The organism is Gangjinia marincola (assembly GCF_039523415.1).
GTDB classification, from domain to species: domain Bacteria; phylum Bacteroidota; class Bacteroidia; order Flavobacteriales; family Flavobacteriaceae; genus Gangjinia; species Gangjinia marincola.
Genome location: NZ_BAAAFG010000001.1, coordinates 34,777 through 50,122, shown reverse-complemented (window position 1 = coordinate 50,122; position 15,346 = coordinate 34,777). Strand labels below are relative to the sequence as shown.

Annotated in this window: 17 protein-coding genes, 1 tRNA gene and 1 pseudogene; 9 read left to right on the top strand and 10 right to left on the bottom strand. The window is 36.7% G+C overall.

The window, feature by feature from the left end; genetic code table 11:
• Positions 1-75: 75 nt before the first annotated feature.
• The 4 genes from ABD000_RS00255 to ABD000_RS00240 are packed head-to-tail and all read right to left on the bottom strand — an operon-like array spanning position 76 to position 2,566.
• Entirely contained in the window at positions 76-501 is a 426-nt protein-coding gene (locus ABD000_RS00255) for a DUF4174 domain-containing protein (protein WP_343762307.1), read from the bottom strand.
• A gap of 19 nt (positions 502-520) precedes the next feature.
• Positions 521-1,243, bottom strand: a complete 723-nt coding sequence (locus ABD000_RS00250) for an SIMPL domain-containing protein (RefSeq protein WP_343762304.1) — start codon at positions 1,241-1,243, stop codon at positions 521-523.
• Positions 1,244-1,300: 57 nt separating this feature from the next.
• Positions 1,301-1,801, bottom strand: coding sequence for a hypothetical protein (locus ABD000_RS00245; protein WP_343762299.1), 501 nt, complete (start codon positions 1,799-1,801; stop codon positions 1,301-1,303).
• 3 nt (positions 1,802-1,804) lie between these two features.
• Complete coding sequence (locus ABD000_RS00240; RefSeq protein WP_343762296.1) at positions 1,805-2,566, bottom strand: MBL fold metallo-hydrolase; 762 nt, start codon at positions 2,564-2,566, stop codon at positions 1,805-1,807.
• A 98-nt stretch (positions 2,567-2,664) separates the two neighbouring features.
• Here ABD000_RS00240 and ABD000_RS00235 point away from each other — a divergent pair, with 98 nt between their 5' ends.
• The gene (locus ABD000_RS00235; protein WP_343762294.1) at positions 2,665-4,131 is read left to right on the top strand and encodes a TonB-dependent receptor; all 1,467 of its coding nucleotides are present in this window, start codon (positions 2,665-2,667) and stop codon (positions 4,129-4,131) included.
• 27 nt (positions 4,132-4,158) lie between these two features.
• On the opposite strand, the gene ABD000_RS00230 is transcribed toward ABD000_RS00235, so the two are convergent.
• From ABD000_RS00230 to ABD000_RS00215, 4 genes are all read right to left on the bottom strand, one after another.
• Complete coding sequence (locus ABD000_RS00230) at positions 4,159-5,190, bottom strand: helix-turn-helix domain-containing protein (protein WP_343762292.1); 1,032 nt, start codon at positions 5,188-5,190, stop codon at positions 4,159-4,161.
• A 184-nt stretch (positions 5,191-5,374) separates the two neighbouring features.
• Complete coding sequence (gene murA / locus ABD000_RS00225) at positions 5,375-6,688, bottom strand: UDP-N-acetylglucosamine 1-carboxyvinyltransferase (protein ID WP_343762290.1); 1,314 nt, start codon at positions 6,686-6,688, stop codon at positions 5,375-5,377.
• A gap of 34 nt (positions 6,689-6,722) precedes the next feature.
• Positions 6,723-7,367 (bottom strand): DUF4290 domain-containing protein, encoded by a 645-nt coding sequence (locus tag ABD000_RS00220; protein ID WP_343762288.1) that lies wholly within the window; start codon positions 7,365-7,367, stop codon positions 6,723-6,725.
• Positions 7,368-7,446: 79 nt separating this feature from the next.
• Positions 7,447-7,740 carry a DUF493 family protein gene (locus ABD000_RS00215; RefSeq protein WP_343762283.1) on the bottom strand — a complete coding sequence of 98 codons (294 nt, stop codon included), beginning with the start codon at positions 7,738-7,740 and terminating at the stop codon, positions 7,447-7,449.
• A 76-nt stretch (positions 7,741-7,816) separates the two neighbouring features.
• Here ABD000_RS00215 and ABD000_RS00210 point away from each other — a divergent pair, with 76 nt between their 5' ends.
• The 5 genes and pseudogenes from ABD000_RS00210 to ABD000_RS00190 all read left to right on the top strand — a co-directional run bounded on the left by ABD000_RS00210 (position 7,817) and on the right by ABD000_RS00190 (position 12,440).
• A complete protein-coding gene (locus ABD000_RS00210; RefSeq protein WP_343762278.1) occupies positions 7,817-8,350 on the top strand; it encodes an AAA family ATPase in 534 nt (177 codons plus the stop codon).
• Position 8,351: 1 nt separating this feature from the next.
• The gene (locus tag ABD000_RS00205) at positions 8,352-10,259 is read left to right on the top strand and encodes a RecQ family ATP-dependent DNA helicase (RefSeq protein ID WP_343762276.1); all 1,908 of its coding nucleotides are present in this window, start codon (positions 8,352-8,354) and stop codon (positions 10,257-10,259) included.
• Positions 10,256-11,203: a methionyl-tRNA formyltransferase gene (gene fmt, locus ABD000_RS00200; RefSeq protein ID WP_343762274.1), complete on the top strand. Its 948-nt coding sequence runs from the start codon at positions 10,256-10,258 to the stop codon at positions 11,201-11,203. The genes ABD000_RS00205 and fmt overlap by 4 nt, the downstream gene beginning before the upstream one ends.
• Before the next feature lie 170 nt (positions 11,204-11,373).
• A pseudogene (locus tag ABD000_RS00195) lies at positions 11,374-11,649 on the top strand (HU family DNA-binding protein); the annotation flags it as partial.
• Positions 11,650-11,879: 230 nt separating this feature from the next.
• Entirely contained in the window at positions 11,880-12,440 is a 561-nt protein-coding gene (locus tag ABD000_RS00190; protein WP_343762263.1) for a YqgE/AlgH family protein, read from the top strand.
• A gap of 2 nt (positions 12,441-12,442) precedes the next feature.
• Here the strand turns inward: ABD000_RS00190 and ABD000_RS00185 are convergent, their stop codons facing one another.
• Together ABD000_RS00185 and ABD000_RS00180 are read right to left on the bottom strand one after the other, a co-directional pair.
• Positions 12,443-13,288, bottom strand: coding sequence for an aminotransferase class IV (locus tag ABD000_RS00185; protein ID WP_343762258.1), 846 nt, complete (start codon positions 13,286-13,288; stop codon positions 12,443-12,445).
• A 72-nt stretch (positions 13,289-13,360) separates the two neighbouring features.
• Positions 13,361-13,747 (bottom strand): START-like domain-containing protein, encoded by a 387-nt coding sequence (locus ABD000_RS00180; RefSeq protein ID WP_343762253.1) that lies wholly within the window; start codon positions 13,745-13,747, stop codon positions 13,361-13,363.
• A gap of 199 nt (positions 13,748-13,946) precedes the next feature.
• On the opposite strand from ABD000_RS00180, the gene ABD000_RS00175 reads away from it, so the two are divergent.
• From ABD000_RS00175 to ABD000_RS00170, 3 genes are all read left to right on the top strand, one after another.
• Positions 13,947-14,020: transfer RNA gene (locus ABD000_RS00175), tRNA-Met, on the top strand.
• Between the two features lie 35 nt (positions 14,021-14,055).
• Positions 14,056-14,241 (top strand): GIY-YIG nuclease family protein, encoded by a 186-nt coding sequence (locus ABD000_RS14015; RefSeq protein ID WP_425545334.1) that lies wholly within the window; start codon positions 14,056-14,058, stop codon positions 14,239-14,241.
• Between the two features lie 407 nt (positions 14,242-14,648).
• Positions 14,649-14,873, top strand: coding sequence for a hypothetical protein (locus ABD000_RS00170; RefSeq protein ID WP_343762250.1), 225 nt, complete (start codon positions 14,649-14,651; stop codon positions 14,871-14,873).
• Positions 14,874-15,346 lie beyond the last annotated feature (473 nt).

Below are 15,346 nucleotides of genomic sequence, written 5' to 3'. Positions count from 1 at the left end.
TTCAAAGAAGAAAAACATTGCGTCTAAATTATTCTTATACTATCGATAGGTTATAAATATTTAAGTAGCTTCACACTATCCTTTTGATTTTCTTCTCATTGTTGCTCGTCTCATCGGCATTTGATCTATGGTGGCGAAAAGTTCTTTAGCGGTAAGTAATGTATCCTGAGACACTTTAATGCTTCCATCTAAACCAATCAGGATGACCTTGAAATCTTTATCGTTAAAAGCGTATCTTTTATACAGATCATTGGACATCATCCAGTCTTGATCCTGTAGAATCTTATGCCTGTCCGGCAGAATTTGATACACCATCAATTTGCGCTCATCTAATCCCTCTGCATTAATAGTTAGCTCTCCTAACTGCCTGCTGTACTCCTCACTATTCTTTTTATTGGAGATTATAAGCACCAATCTGTCTTTCCATTGGTGACGTTCGATTAATTGTGCAGATACGCGCATAGAAAAAGATAAACAAAAGAAGAAAAAAATGATTTTCATACTTCACTAAAGTACACAATTAATCGATTTGATATTCTACAAAGAGGGTCGCATATACCGATATCATTCCGGGATTTATGGCTACAGATCTGTTTTGAACCTTTGAAACCTCCTCCTCGATCATTTCATAGTTATATGAAGGTTGTGATTGTGGATGTGAAGCGGTAAGTTTTGTGTTACCTATCTTTAAAACCTCTTTTGAGCTCTCGGGAAGTTGTTGCACTAATTCTTCAGCCAGTAGATCTGCCTTTTTCAGCGCCTTGAGATAAGCTTGATTTTTTAAGCTGTCCAACTTGGAATGTTCGTAGGACAATCCACTTAAATTAAGATTCTTATCCTCAAGTAGCTTGGTATACATTTCGGCTAAATCATCGATGTTTTTCACTTTGACCCTTATTCTGGTAGAACTTTGGTATCCCCTAAATACCCTGGTATTATTCTGCCAACGATATTCCCGGCGCATATCGATTGCTGTAGTAAATAAATCATCCTGATCCACACCACTTTCGAGGAGATTTTTAGTTAAAGCATTAGATTTTTGAATCAGACATTCTTTCGAACTTTTAATGGATCGATCCAGGCAGGTTAATTCTACATAGAAACTAGCCCTATCTGGAACTGCTTCGATTTTAGCGTCTGATTTTAATAGAATGGTTTTAAATGATGATCGCGGAGAATCTTGGTTATTTGTACAGCCAATTACTAGCGTTAGTATAAAAGCTAAAGAAAAGAAGTGTTTCATGCGTAGAGATTTAAATGATTTTAAACCTCGTATCAAAAAGCAGACCTAAAACATGTATTAATTTCCAACCGGATACAAAAAGGCCTTTTCTGTAGCTAAGCTAAGCTCCTTTTTTTCATTGATTTCATAAGAAAGAAATACTTCTCCCCAGTATTTCCCATCGGTAAATTCGGCTACAATCCATTTGTGGTTAAGGATGCGCATTTTATTGATGCGCATTTTTCCTTCTATTCCCACAAAAGGTACTAAGGCATTATCGGCATCTGCTTTATTCATTCCCAGAACCGCATCTTCTACTTGTACGATCACATCGGTCACTTCTAATCCTTGATTTTCTATATAGGCAGTGGCGGCGTCATTTTCGGGCAAGTAAAAGCTGCTTAAGGCATAATTCGCCTGATCCAAGTCTTCGGCTTTAGTTTCTAGGGCAGTTATTTTATTGCGCAGCTGCTCTTCTTTTGCAATAAAGCTTTCGCTTATTTTTTTGGTGTTCATGTATTGATAGATCGCAATCAACGCTGCAAAAATGAACAGATACATAAAAATTCTGCTTCGCATAAATTATAATTCAAGGGTTAAATTATCGTAGGCTAAATGTACATTTTTTGGAAGGCTTTCTTCCACTTCGGCATGAAAACCCATGTAATGACTTATGTGCGTGAAATAGGTTTTTTTCGGCTTAACTTTTTTAATAATCTCCAGTGCTTCCTCGATGTTCAAATGCGAATGGTGGGGTTCTTCACGCAAGGCATTCAGCACTAATACGTCCAGACCTTCAAGTTTTTTAAGTTCTTCATCCGGGATGGTCTTGGCATCGGTGATGTACGCAAAATCATGGATGCGATATCCAAATACCGGTAATTTTCCATGATATACTTGGATTGGCGTGATTGTAGTCTGCTTCAGGTTAAAAGGTTTGTTTATTAATTGATGGATGTCAAATGTGGGTACACCGGGATATTTATTTTCGGTCACAAACATGTAGTGATAACGTTTCTTAAGTGCCTCAATCACTCTGTCTTCCGCGTAAAGCGAAACATCACCTTGCCTAAAGTAAAAAGGTCTAATATCATCCAGGCCTGCAATGTGGTCACTATGTTCGTGGGTAAAAACTACTCCGTCAATGTGATTCACAGGATTAGCTAATAATTGTGTTCTAAAATCGGGACCACAGTCAATAACAAACGTTTCAGTCTCACATTCCACTAAGATTGATACTCGCAAACGTTTATCTTTTGGGTCATCGCTCATACAAACAGGATGTGTACTACCAATTACCGGAATTCCCTGCGATGTCCCTGTTCCTAAAAATGTGATCTTCAAAAAGCTAATTTTTGTACAAAAATATACATAATTTTTTGTTTGCCTGATCAATTGACTACCTTTGATTCTAGATTATAATCCAAATAAATCCTGTCACTATGCCTATTACCATCAAAGGTGATAAAGCGTTTGAAAGCGCTCCTTCGATTTCAAGTAAAGCACTGCGTATTAACCTTAATGAAAACATCTACGGAACCTTTGCCGAAATAGGTGCAGGACAGGAAACTGTGAGAAATTTCTTTAGAGCCGGAGGTGGGTCTGGCACCATTGCTAAGGCAATGAGTGCCTATGATAAAGAATTTAGTGATGCGATTTACGGCAGAGAAAAAGACGGCCGCTACGTCACAGAGTCCCGATTGGTAAAAATGCTAAGCCATGAAATTAGTCTTATCGAAGATCGTATTTCACGTGAAGCCAACCCCGAAAAACTCTTTTTCAGCTACGCAAACACTGTCGCCACGATAGATTTTGCAAAGAAATATAAGGGCCACGGTTGGGTAGGGATCAAATATCAAGTTAAACCCGGGGCAGATTATAATGAAATCATCCTGCACATACGTTTTCATGAAAATGATGCGCGACTACAGCAACAAACCTTAGGAACGCTGGGCGTAAATCTCATTTACGGAGCCTATTACAAATACGATTCTCCTAAAAAATTACTGCGATACCTGTACGACCATATCGATAAAGATCAGATTGAAATCGATACCATCAATTTTAAAGGACCTCAATTTGAAAATGTAGATAACCGTTTGATGAGTCTGGAACTCATTAAAAATGACATGACTGAGGCGGTGATGTTTGGAGCAGACGGAAATAATATTCTCCCTGCCCGTATCTTATATAAGAAAAACGTATTAGCGCTTCGCGGAAGTTTTAGGCCGGTGACACTCGTCAATATGGACATGTACAAAAAATCACTGGAACTATTCTTAGATGAAAATAAAGTAGATGAAGATAAAACCGTTTCTATTTTTGAGATCACCTTATCCAATTTAAGGGCTGAAGGTGAGATTGATGAGCAAGATTTTTTACATAGAGCTAATTTGTTATGTGCCCTTGGTCAAACGGTAATGATCTCTAAGTTTCAGGAATATTATAAGGTGGTTGAATACTTCTCTCGTTATACCAAACAACGCATGGGGCTCACGATGGGCGTAAATAATTTGGTGGAAATTTTTGATCAAAAGTATTACAATCATTTGAGTGGCGGAATCTTAGAAGCCTTTGGGAAACTCTTCTTCAAAGATTTAAAGGTCTACCTCTACCCCGCTCATGATACCGAAAATGATCGCATTATTACCAGTGAAGATTTGAAAGTACACCCACGTATGAAAGAGCTGTATAAGTTCTTTAAATACAATGGTAAAGTGGTTGATATCGTTGATTACGATCCAGAAATTCTTGATATTTTCTCACGTGAAGTATTACAAATGATCGCTGAAGGAAAAACAGGATGGGAGAAAATGCTGCCTGAAGGTATCGCACAAATGATCAAAGAGGGTGGTTTCTTTGGGTATAATAAGGAGCAAAATTTAGTAGAAGAAAATGCAACGTCTTAAATGACGAAGACTTCTTTTGTCACCTATTTATTCAGAATCTGTACGAACTGTTTTGAGCTGCTTTTTATATTCTGAAGGATTGATACCGTACTTCTCTTTAAAAATCTTAGAAAAATAGCTTCGGCTACTTAACCCGCACGAATACACAATTTCTGATATGGTTAAATCTGTTTCTTCAATCAATTGTCTTGCTTTTTCTATGCGAACATTAGAGATATAACCATTGATGCTTCTATCGTATAAATATCTAAATCCTAATTGTAGTTTTTTTGGCGACAAGCCAGATTCTCTTTTTAAGTCTTCTATACTAATGGGTTTGTTGATTCTAGAGGCGACAAATTCTCCTAAATCAACGACACGTTCTAATTCTGACTCTTTGATGGGATAATTAAGGCGCTCTGCCTCTGTCTCTTGATCGTGATAATCTAATTGAGAAGCTAAAATATTGAGGATAGAACTTTCTGCTAATAGTCGACCTACAACACCCTTTTTTTGATGGTCCATGATGATACGCACATAATTAGCCGTGGATATTCTAATTTTTCCTAAGAATCTGTAGGGTTTATCGTTAGATATCTCTGTAAAAATTTCTTCTAAGTAGGTTCCTAAAATACTTCTATCTGTATTTTTTAAGTGCTGCATTCGATCTTCTAAAACACTTATCACACTAATTTTTAGTGGAGTATCTGCGGGTATAACCACTTCATTAACCTCATCATGACCTGATTTTAAAATGACATTTCTTTTACGATCCAGATCTGTGTACGCACCGTTTTTTCCAAACCTATGCTTAAACTGACCTTCTAAGCAAAAAATAAAATATAATGGATCTACTGGGCTTTTGGATAGGGTAAATTGAAAAGGTTCATTAAATGTAATATTATAAATGATTGCCCCTAGACCGGGAAACATCTCATAGGCTTTTATAAAGCCCTGGCCCTTTTCATTGTCTAACCTGACAGTTGCGGAGCCAAATTCTTTCGTAAACGTGCCCCCAAGATCAGTGGCTACATTCTTTACTATGTTAACAACGTTATTTTTTTTCAATACCAACGACATCTTAATAAGATTAATAAATACCAGCTTAGCCCTAAACAAATGCTGTAAGGGATAATAGAATGATTAAAAATTTTGGTTGGTTGTTTAATCTTTAAAGCTAAAGCCTCAATATTTGTTAAAAGTACGCCAAAAAAGTCAGCAAAAAACATTTACTGACTTTTATTTTAATCTTTACTATTTCTATCTAATCTAGACGCGTGATTTTGGCACCTATTCGTTGCAGACGCTCATCGATATTTTCATATCCACGATCAATCTGTTCAATATTGTGTATGGTAGAGGTCCCCTTAGCAGACAATGCCGCGATAAGTAAAGAAATTCCGGCTCTAATGTCTGGACTAGTCATGGTGGTCGCTTTTAGGGTTGATTTAAAATCGTGACCAATGACTGTTGCCCTGTGCGGATCACATAAGATGATCTTAGCTCCCATGTCAATGAGTTTATCCACGAAGAATAACCTACTTTCAAACATCTTTTGATGGATCATGACTTCTCCTCTAGCTTGGGTAGCGGTAACCAACATAATACTTAATAGGTCTGGAGTAAAGCCGGGCCAAGGAGCATCACTAATGGTCATGAATGAACCATCAATAAAACTTTGCACCTCGTATCCATTGGTATGCGCAGGAATATGAATATCATCACCTCTACGCTCAAGGGTGATCCCTAACTTTCTAAAGACTTGAGGAATCTGACCAAGATTCTCCCAGCTCACTTTTTTGATGGTAATTTCACTTTTGGTCATAGCAGCCAGGCCTATCCAAGATCCAATTTCTATCATATCTGGTAGTACCGTATGCTCACAACCCTTAAGTTCTTCTACTCCTTCTATTTCTAACAGGTTAGAGCCTATTCCCTTTATAGATGCACCCATGGCAACCATCATCTTACACAGCTGTTGCAAGTACGGCTCACAGGCAGCATTATAAATTGTGGTGGTCCCGTTTGCTAACACCGCTGCCATAACGATGTTGGCAGTACCGGTTACAGAGGCTTCATCTAAGAGCATGTACGTACCGGTTAAGCCATTGGGAGCTTCCACCCCATAGAACCGCTCTTCTTTACTATATCTAAAGGTAGCGCCAAGCTTTATAAAACCTTCAAAATGAGTGTCCAATCGTCTACGCCCTATTTTATCCCCACCAGGTCTGGGAATATAGCCTTTACCAAAACGACCTAATAGTGGTCCAACGATCATGATAGAGCCACGTAGACCGCTTCCCTCTTCTTTAAATAATTCACTTTCCAGATAATCTAAATCCAAGTCATCACTTTGAAAGCTATACGACCCCTTGCCGAGTTTTTCAATTTTTACTCTCAGATTACCCAGGATCGTGATAAGTTTATTCACATCTCTAATGTCTGGTATGTTGTGAATGGTAACCTTTTCTTTGGTCAATAAAACGGCACAAAGAATTTGGAGTGCCTCATTTTTAGCTCCTTGTGGTTGGATGTCACCTTTTAATTGATGACCTCCTTCAATCTTAAACGTTCCCATAGCGGTGAGTTGGTCTGGTTATAGTTAGTTTGGTTTAGTAACGTTTTCTTCCGCGGTTGTTGTTTCGCTGGTTTTTTTTGCTTGTAGTGGCTTTGCTGTAGCGCTTAGTTGATCGCATAAGACTTTCAGCCTGGGTTAACTCTCCTTCTTCTTCGGCCAAATTAATTTTACCATCACTCAGCTCATACAAATGCTTATAGATTACTTTGTCCTCTACGGTATCTTTATTCCAATTGAGGTAGGATTTCTTCATATGGTTGGCAATATTGAACTCTAAGGCAGTTTTTAAATCGCCTTCTTCAAACTTAAGCGCTGCATCAATCATGCGCTTGATGTTATTGCCGTAAAATCTGTACTTCGGAAAATTTTGCGGGTATTCTAATGCATCCGGACGTTCTTGTAATACCTCTTTAGAGGGTTTAGGATATGGGCTTTCAACATCCAGTTTAAAGTCGCTCATGATGAACAATTGATCCCATAACTTATGCTGAAAATCTGAAACGTCACGCAGATGGGGGTTGAGATTTCCCATTACTCCAATGATAGCTTTAGCAATTTTGTTGCGCTCCTCATCATCTTCAGTCGCAATGGCATGATCAATCATTTTTTGAATATGACGACCATATTCTGGAATAATTAATCTATCCCGTTCTGTATTATATTCTAACTCTTCAATCAAAATGAATGTGTTTTAAGTATTGTAGTAACTAAATTACCATTTGCGCAAAATAGTAAAAAGCTGGTTAGTAAGGTATGTTCTATAAAGAAATTACGTCTTTAATTTTATCGCCCACTTCTTTATATTTTTCAATAACATGTCCCGGATCGTTCATGCGCACATTGACAGAAACACTGGTATATGTTCCTTTAGCCGAATCCTTCGTAGTGATCACTGCACCCATGTTATCAAAAATCTCTTCTAGCTCTTTAATTTTTTCAGCGTCTTTAGTGACAATAAATTTATATAAGTATGCAGCTGGCCAGGTAGTATCCTGCTCTAGTTGCGTGTGTAGTTTTTTGTAGAATTCGGCAGATTTTTTTTTATCGGGCATAGTCTGTAATTAAAGTACAAAGATACATCACTGGTTTGATTTTTTAAATATAAATGGATTAACGAACTTTGTGCGGGTGGAGACAAAACGAATATTACTAATTGGCGGACCAGGAACAGGTAAAACCTCGCTCATCTCACATTTTAAATCATTAGGCCACACCATTTTTCACGAAATATCCAGAGAAGTAACATTAGCAGCTAAAAAGAAAGGTATAGATCAATTATTTTTAACCAATCCAATATTATTTAGTGAGCTTTTATTAAAAGGGAGAATCTCTCAATTCAATGACGCCCCTGCCGTTAAAAAACCCGTTGTTTTCTATGATCGTGGCATACCTGATGTATCAGCTTATATGGATTTTGTTGGAACAACTTATCCCAAAAAATTCACTAAAGCAAATACCCTTTATCGCTATGACAACGTCTTTTTCTTGCCGGTTTGGAAAGAGATTTACCAATCTGATAATGAACGCTACGAAACCCTGGAGCAAGCTATTCGTATCCAAGATCATCTCAAACAAACCTACACTAATTTAGGATACTCATTGATTGAAGTTCCGTTTGCTCCCATTGAGCAGCGTGGTAATTTCATTTTAAATTCCCTTTAATATGCACAATCCAAAAGCGGTGTTGCAAAAATACTGGGGGTTTGATGAATTTAAACCTGCACAGGAATCTATTATTAATCTCATACTGAATAAGGTGAATGTGATTGCTCTTTTACCAACCGGTGGAGGTAAATCCTTATGCTTTCAACTACCTGCCTTACTCAACGATGGAATTTGTATTGTAATCTCTCCTCTTATCGCGTTAATGCAAGATCAGGTAAATGCCTTAAAGAAAAAGGGAATTAAGGCAATGCACCTAAGCGCAGGGATTTCGTCTAAGGATTTGGATGCTGCTTTGGATAATTGTATTTATGGAAATTTTAAATTCCTTTATGTTTCGCCAGAGCGTCTTCAACAAGATATTGTGCAACAACGCATTAAGCAAATGAATGTTAATCTTTTTGCTATTGATGAGGCCCACTGTATTTCGCAATGGGGACATGATTTTAGACCAATGTATCAACAAATCCATGTGCTTCATGAACTACAACCTAATGTTCCATGGATCGCACTCTCGGCTACGGCAACCCCACAGGTCATTGAAGATATCAAGCTTTATTTAAAACTTCCTCAGGTTGCCATTGAACAATATTCGTTTGCCCGATCAAAAATTAGTTTTCAAGTTATAAAAACTGAAGATAAACAGTATAACCTTCTAAACGCTTTAAAGGCTTATCCAGGAGCGGCGATTATCTACGTAAACAATAGAAAAGCAACTCAGGAGCTGGTGAACTATTTATCCCAACACAATATTACGGCTGCTTCCTATCATGGCGGAATACCCCAAAAGGACAAAAAAGATCGTCTTAAAAACTGGCTTAACGATAAGGTTAGAATCATGGTTGCAACCAATGCATTTGGGATGGGAATCGATAAACCCACGGTAAGGTTAGTTGTTCATTATCACATCCCAAGCAGTATTGAAGGTTACTTTCAAGAATCCGGGCGCGCAGGTAGAGATGGAAACCAATCCACTGCCCTACTTCTATATAATAATGCAGATTTTCTATTGGTAAAGCGTCAATTTTTAAGTGCGATACCTACGGTTGAAGATGTAAAACATGTCTATAGAAAGATAATGAGCTACTTTAGCGTAGCCTATGGTGAAGGGGAGTTTCAAACAGAGGACTTTAATTTTTATAAGTTTTGTCGGCATTACCAGCTTAATACGATAAAAACATATCAAATTTTAGAGTTACTTGATCGAAACAGTATTTTGCGCTTATCACGTCAATATGCTAAAAAAGCATCAATATTTATTGAACAAAGTAGCGGTAGTTTAATTCAGTATCTTCAGGAAAATAAGCATTATGCACACCTTTTAAAAACCATATTACGAACCTATGGAGGTGTTTTTGAGCAACCCATTGCCATTAACCTGTCTATTGTAGCCCAAAAAGCCGGGATGAGTGAGCAAGAAGCGGTTAATCAACTTAATGATTTACATCAAAGAAAGCAGATTTTATTTGAACACTATGTCCATGATGCTTCTATCACACTTCTTTTACCACGTGAAGATGATCATACGATTAATCCAATCACACCCCATATTAAACGACAATTAACTAATAAACAGCGCCAGGTAAATAGCATGCTCAACTATGTACAACGAAATACTATTTGTCGAAGCGTTCAATTACTCACTTATTTTGGTGAAAAAAATATACAGGCTTGCGGAAAATGTTCTGTTTGCATAGGATTAGAATCACAAGCAGAACTTATAGGAAAAGAGAATATGCATATTGAACAAACTATTGTAAACTATCTTGGGGATCATGCATATACGAGTAGAGAAATAGCTGAAGCCTTACCATTTAGCTCACAGCAGATTCTTGGTGTACTTAAATCACTTCTTCAGGAAAAAAGAATAGAAATAACTAACTATAACACTTATACACTATCAACATGAGAGATTTACGCATCGTTTTTATGGGAACTCCGGCGTTTGCAGTGACAATTCTTTCCAGTATACTACAACAAAAGTACAATGTAGTGGGAGTCGTTACGGCACCAGATAAACCAGCAGGCAGAGGACGAAAAATTAACGAGTCTGCGGTTAAAAAATTTGCCATAGAGAAAAATCTTCCGGTGTTACAACCCACAAATTTAAAGTCTGAAGCTTTTATCAAAGAACTTATTGGGCTAAAACCCAATGTTCAGGTTGTTGTAGCCTTTAGAATGTTGCCTAAGCTAGTATGGCAATTACCATCTCTTGGCACGTTTAATCTACATGCCTCTCTACTCCCACAATATCGAGGAGCAGCTCCTATTCACTGGGCTATTATCAATGGTGAGGAGAAAACAGGAACGACTACATTTTTTATTGATGAAAAAATTGATACTGGTGCAATGATCCTACAAAACGAAGTAATGATCCAAGACGATGAAACCGTGGGTAGTCTTCATGATAAACTTATGAATAAGGGAGCAGATTTGGTACTGGATACGTTAAGGTTAATACAGCAAGCAAAGATAGAAACCACGCTTCAACCACAAAATGAAATTCTTAAAGAGGCACCAAAATTAAATCGGGAAAACACAAAAATTGACTGGTCAGACTCACTAAATAATATTTATAATAAGATTAGAGGCTTAGATCCTTTCCCGGCAGCATGGACAACATTAGTACAAGGAGATAAAGAAGAACCACTTAAAATTTTTGGTGTCCAAAAAGAGATTGCTAATCACAATCACACTACAGGAAAGATTATAGTATCTAAAAAAGAATTTAAAATAGCAGTTCAGGATGGATATATTAATTGTTTAGAACTCCAACTACCCGGAAAACGTAAAATGAAGGTAACTGATTTGCTCAACGGACTCCAATTCACTGCGGATGCCTATGTACGTTGAGTTGAGCGAAAACCACTTAAAATTCAAGAAAATCCATGGGCTTTATCAACAAATGACTTAAGTTATTAACAAAAACTCCCATTTAGCCCGTAAATACTTGCATGCGGCGTTATTCCGTATAAATTTGTAGAGCAAATATTAATGTTTAACCAAACCATTTTAATTACAACGTTATGAACAAAACAAATCTTATTGATGCAATGGCAGAAGATGCTGGTATCTCAAAAGCGGCTGCAAAGAAAGCATTAGAGTCTTTTTTAGAAAATGTAGAGAAGTCTCTTAAAAAAGGTGATCGTGTGTCGCTGGTAGGTTTCGGATCTTGGTCAGTATCAAAAAGAGCTGCACGTGAAGGAAGAAATCCTCAAACTGGTAAAACAATTAAGATTGCTGCTAAGAAAGTTGTAAAATTCAAAGCAGGATCTGAGCTTCAAAAAGCGGTAAATTAAATCATCCTTTAAAGCTAATAGCTTAAACCTCTCTGAAATCAGAGAGGTTTTTTTATGGTTTTCTCTCATCTTCAAAAAGTTGATTATGCGATTTACTAGGAAACGACTATTTGTGATTCGTAAATTTTCATTTTATTGATTCATGAGAGATTAAAACAGCGATTTTTAAGCACATACTCGCGAGGTTGTCTAAGAAAAATTTAGTAGATTTAATAAAATTTACTAGCCTCTTGACTACACTTAAACCAGAAAAAGGCCGACTTCTCATTGCAGAGCCTTCAATTATTGGAGATCCCTCTTTTAATAGATCAGTAGTACTGCTGGCAGATCATAGTGAAAATGGATCTATTGGCTTTATCCTTAACAAGGTCTTGGATTATACATTAGATGAACTCCTCCCAAATATCAATGCCAATTTTAATGTGTATAATGGCGGACCTGTTGAACAAGATAATTTATATTATATCCATAAGATCCCTCAATTGATATTCAATAGTGTAGAGATTGCAGATGGTATTTTTTGGGGCGGAAACTTTGCAGAAGTCGAAAAACTTATTGCTAAAAATGAAATTAGCGAACACCAGATCAAATTCTTTTTAGGTTACTCTGGTTGGCAACCGAAGCAGTTAGCAGAAGAACTACAAGGCAATTCCTGGATTGTTGCAAAAAATGATGATCAGGTTGGACTGATCGGTCGATCATATTCCTCTTTTTGGAAAGAAAAAATGATTGCGCTTGGTGGAGACTATCTTTTATGGTCTAATGCTCCTGAAAATCCTAATTATAACTAAGACTAGCCTAACCGCACTTTAGCATTAAGCTTACCAAGCAGATCTTTGGCCACCTCTTTTTCGAAATTCTTTTTTCGATATATGGTAATTGGCTGAATACCCATGATTACATTTGTAATGAATAACTCATCAGCTTTTTGAAGTTCAAACGGTGAGATGCTCTCTTCAACCAATTCGTAGTGATCAAGTGCAGAAATAATCTCAATCAACTTCTTACGTATGATTCCATTTAAGCAACCATCAGAGATCGGCGGAGTCTTTATTACTTTATCCTTGACCAAAAATATATTACCGTTTAATGCTTCAATGACAGATTTCTCATCATTTACTATAAGACAATTGGCATAGTCATTTTCTTTTGCAAAAATGCTTCCCAGCACGTGAATGGCTTTGTTATTATTTTTAATAGTAGAAAGTAATCCTTTATTGATATAATAATCTTTAAATAATTCTACTCTATACGTATTAGTTGATAGGGTATAAAATGACTGCGACAATTTTTCGGCCCTAATGAGATATTCAATAGATAAATCTTGTGGTGTGTAATATCCTCCTGATTTGCGATACGCTAATAATTTTACTCTGGCAGGAGTTTGTTGTAAGTTTTTAGCTCTAATGATTTGCTGGATTTCTTCCGCTAGAAATTCTGGCGAAAAGCTCATAGGAATTTCCATTCGCATAATTCGCATTGCTGCCATAAATCTAAAATAGTGATCTTCCCAAAAAATGATTTCTCCATTAATCACACGTAGGGTTTCAAATACAGCATCTCCGTAATTAAGTCCTCGATTATTGAAATACAACTGTGGACTTTCTTCAGACATTAATTCACCATTAATATTTACCATTGTCAAATCGTTATAAAAGATAAAAAGCCAAGACTTAGGCCTGGCTTTTACGTTGTACTAAATTTATAGGAATTAGGTTGATCCTAAAACTTGTTTTAAACTGGAAATCATATTTTCCCAGAGCATTTTACCTTCTTCAATATCATCCTCTTCTGCAAAATCTGTGATCATTAAAGAGACATCCTTAGTAATCTCATCTACTTGAATACGCATTTCAAAGTAGTAAGGCTCATCTTCATCTTCTTCCCATTTCATCTTGATACGTTCTCCACTTTTTTTCGTGATTAAGTGCGCAACCTCTTCACTCCCATCCCAAATAAACGTAAACTTTTCTCCACGAGAATTCACATTATCTGCGTACCATTCACTTAAACCAGAGGGGGTTGAAATATATTGATATAATAGGGATGGAGAGGCGTGAACCACAAACTCCATCTCGTATTTTACTTTATCTGCCATTATTAAAATGTTTGATGACAATATAGATATTTCTTTGTAACCTAAAAATAAAAACAAGTAAAATTTACTTTCAAAACAGGTTTGTCTTAGGTAAAAATGTTACTATATTTGCCCCCGTTTTAAACCGTGAGCTCAGTTGGACAGAGCATCGGATTCACATCCGCCGGCTGGCGGACAAGTGTTCAAAATAAATATAAATGGCGAGGTAGCTCAGTTGGTTAGAGCGTCGGATTCATAACCCGGAGGTCACGAGTTCAATTCTCGTTCTCGCTACAAAAAAAGCTGTCTCTAAAAGGACAGCTTTTTTTATGAATTCTCATTTAGTTTACGCTCTATATTCAGAGAAGTTTGATAAAATTTACATTGGATGCACCAGCAATATCAATGCAAGGCTGAAAAGACACTATTATTTTAGCAATAAAGGATTTACAGCAAAATTTAGACCCTGGAAACTCATCTTCTTGGAAAAGCAACCATCGAAAAATCAGCATTAATGAGAGAAAGACAACTAAAAACAGCTAAGGGTCGAGAATTTGTGCGTAGCTTAATTTAATAATGATGTCGGATTCATATCTGCCGACTGGCGGACACGAGTTCCCCCGATCCCTTCGGGTTCATTCTCGCAACACAAAAAGCTGTCTCTAAAAGGACAGCTTTTTTATGAATTATCATTTTTTACGCATTATACTTAATTGGAACACTAATATCAACGATAACAAGCATCTTTACAAATACGTATATAAATTCAGAGAATTTTCATTCTATGCTAGATAATTGTAAAATATTTTATTTCTTTATATATTAATAAAATTAAAGTATTTCTAATAGTACGACTTTTAGATACTCAACTCGTTAAATACTCGTTGACATAATTAAGTTCACAGGTAATAAATAACACAAAATGGATATAGTAGAAGAAGCGATCAGCTTTGAAAACAGAAAAATGACGAATATGTCAACCAGCGATCGTGTAGCGGCATCGCGAGAGGCAAAGCAACTCATTTTAAGTTTGAATGAAATTTATAAGGAGACCAAAGATGAAGAGCTGATGGATTTAATGAAACGTCTCACAGCTAAAAAAAAGAGAATCGAAATAAGGCTTAAAGGCAGGCCATCAAGTATGTAGCAAAATACCCTTTAGTAATTAGTAGTTTAATTCTTAAAGTTTTAGTCAACACATGTACTGGTAGAAATAATGAATACACCATATAATAATTAAATGATAGGTAGTTATCACCTATGGATAAAGAACTATCTATCCTAGTAGATTATAGCGTAAATTAAACAAGCGATCTTATCCGTAAACTGGTGATCCCATTTTTTATTAAAAATTCAGGAAGCTGAAACAAGTGTTTAGTAGCTCAAGTCTCATGGAATTACCTGCGGTGATCCCATTCAAGAAATCCTGGGCAAGCATAAAACCCTGCGCAAGCTTCGCTTAGCTTGGTTTTTTATTTTATTCGCTTACAAAAACACGTTATGCGGTTAACCCAAATCTCATGGGATTACCTGCGGTGATCCCCATCAAGGAATCCTGGGCAAGCATAAAACCCTGCGCAAGCTTCGCTTAGCTTGGTTTTTTATTTTATTCGCATATAG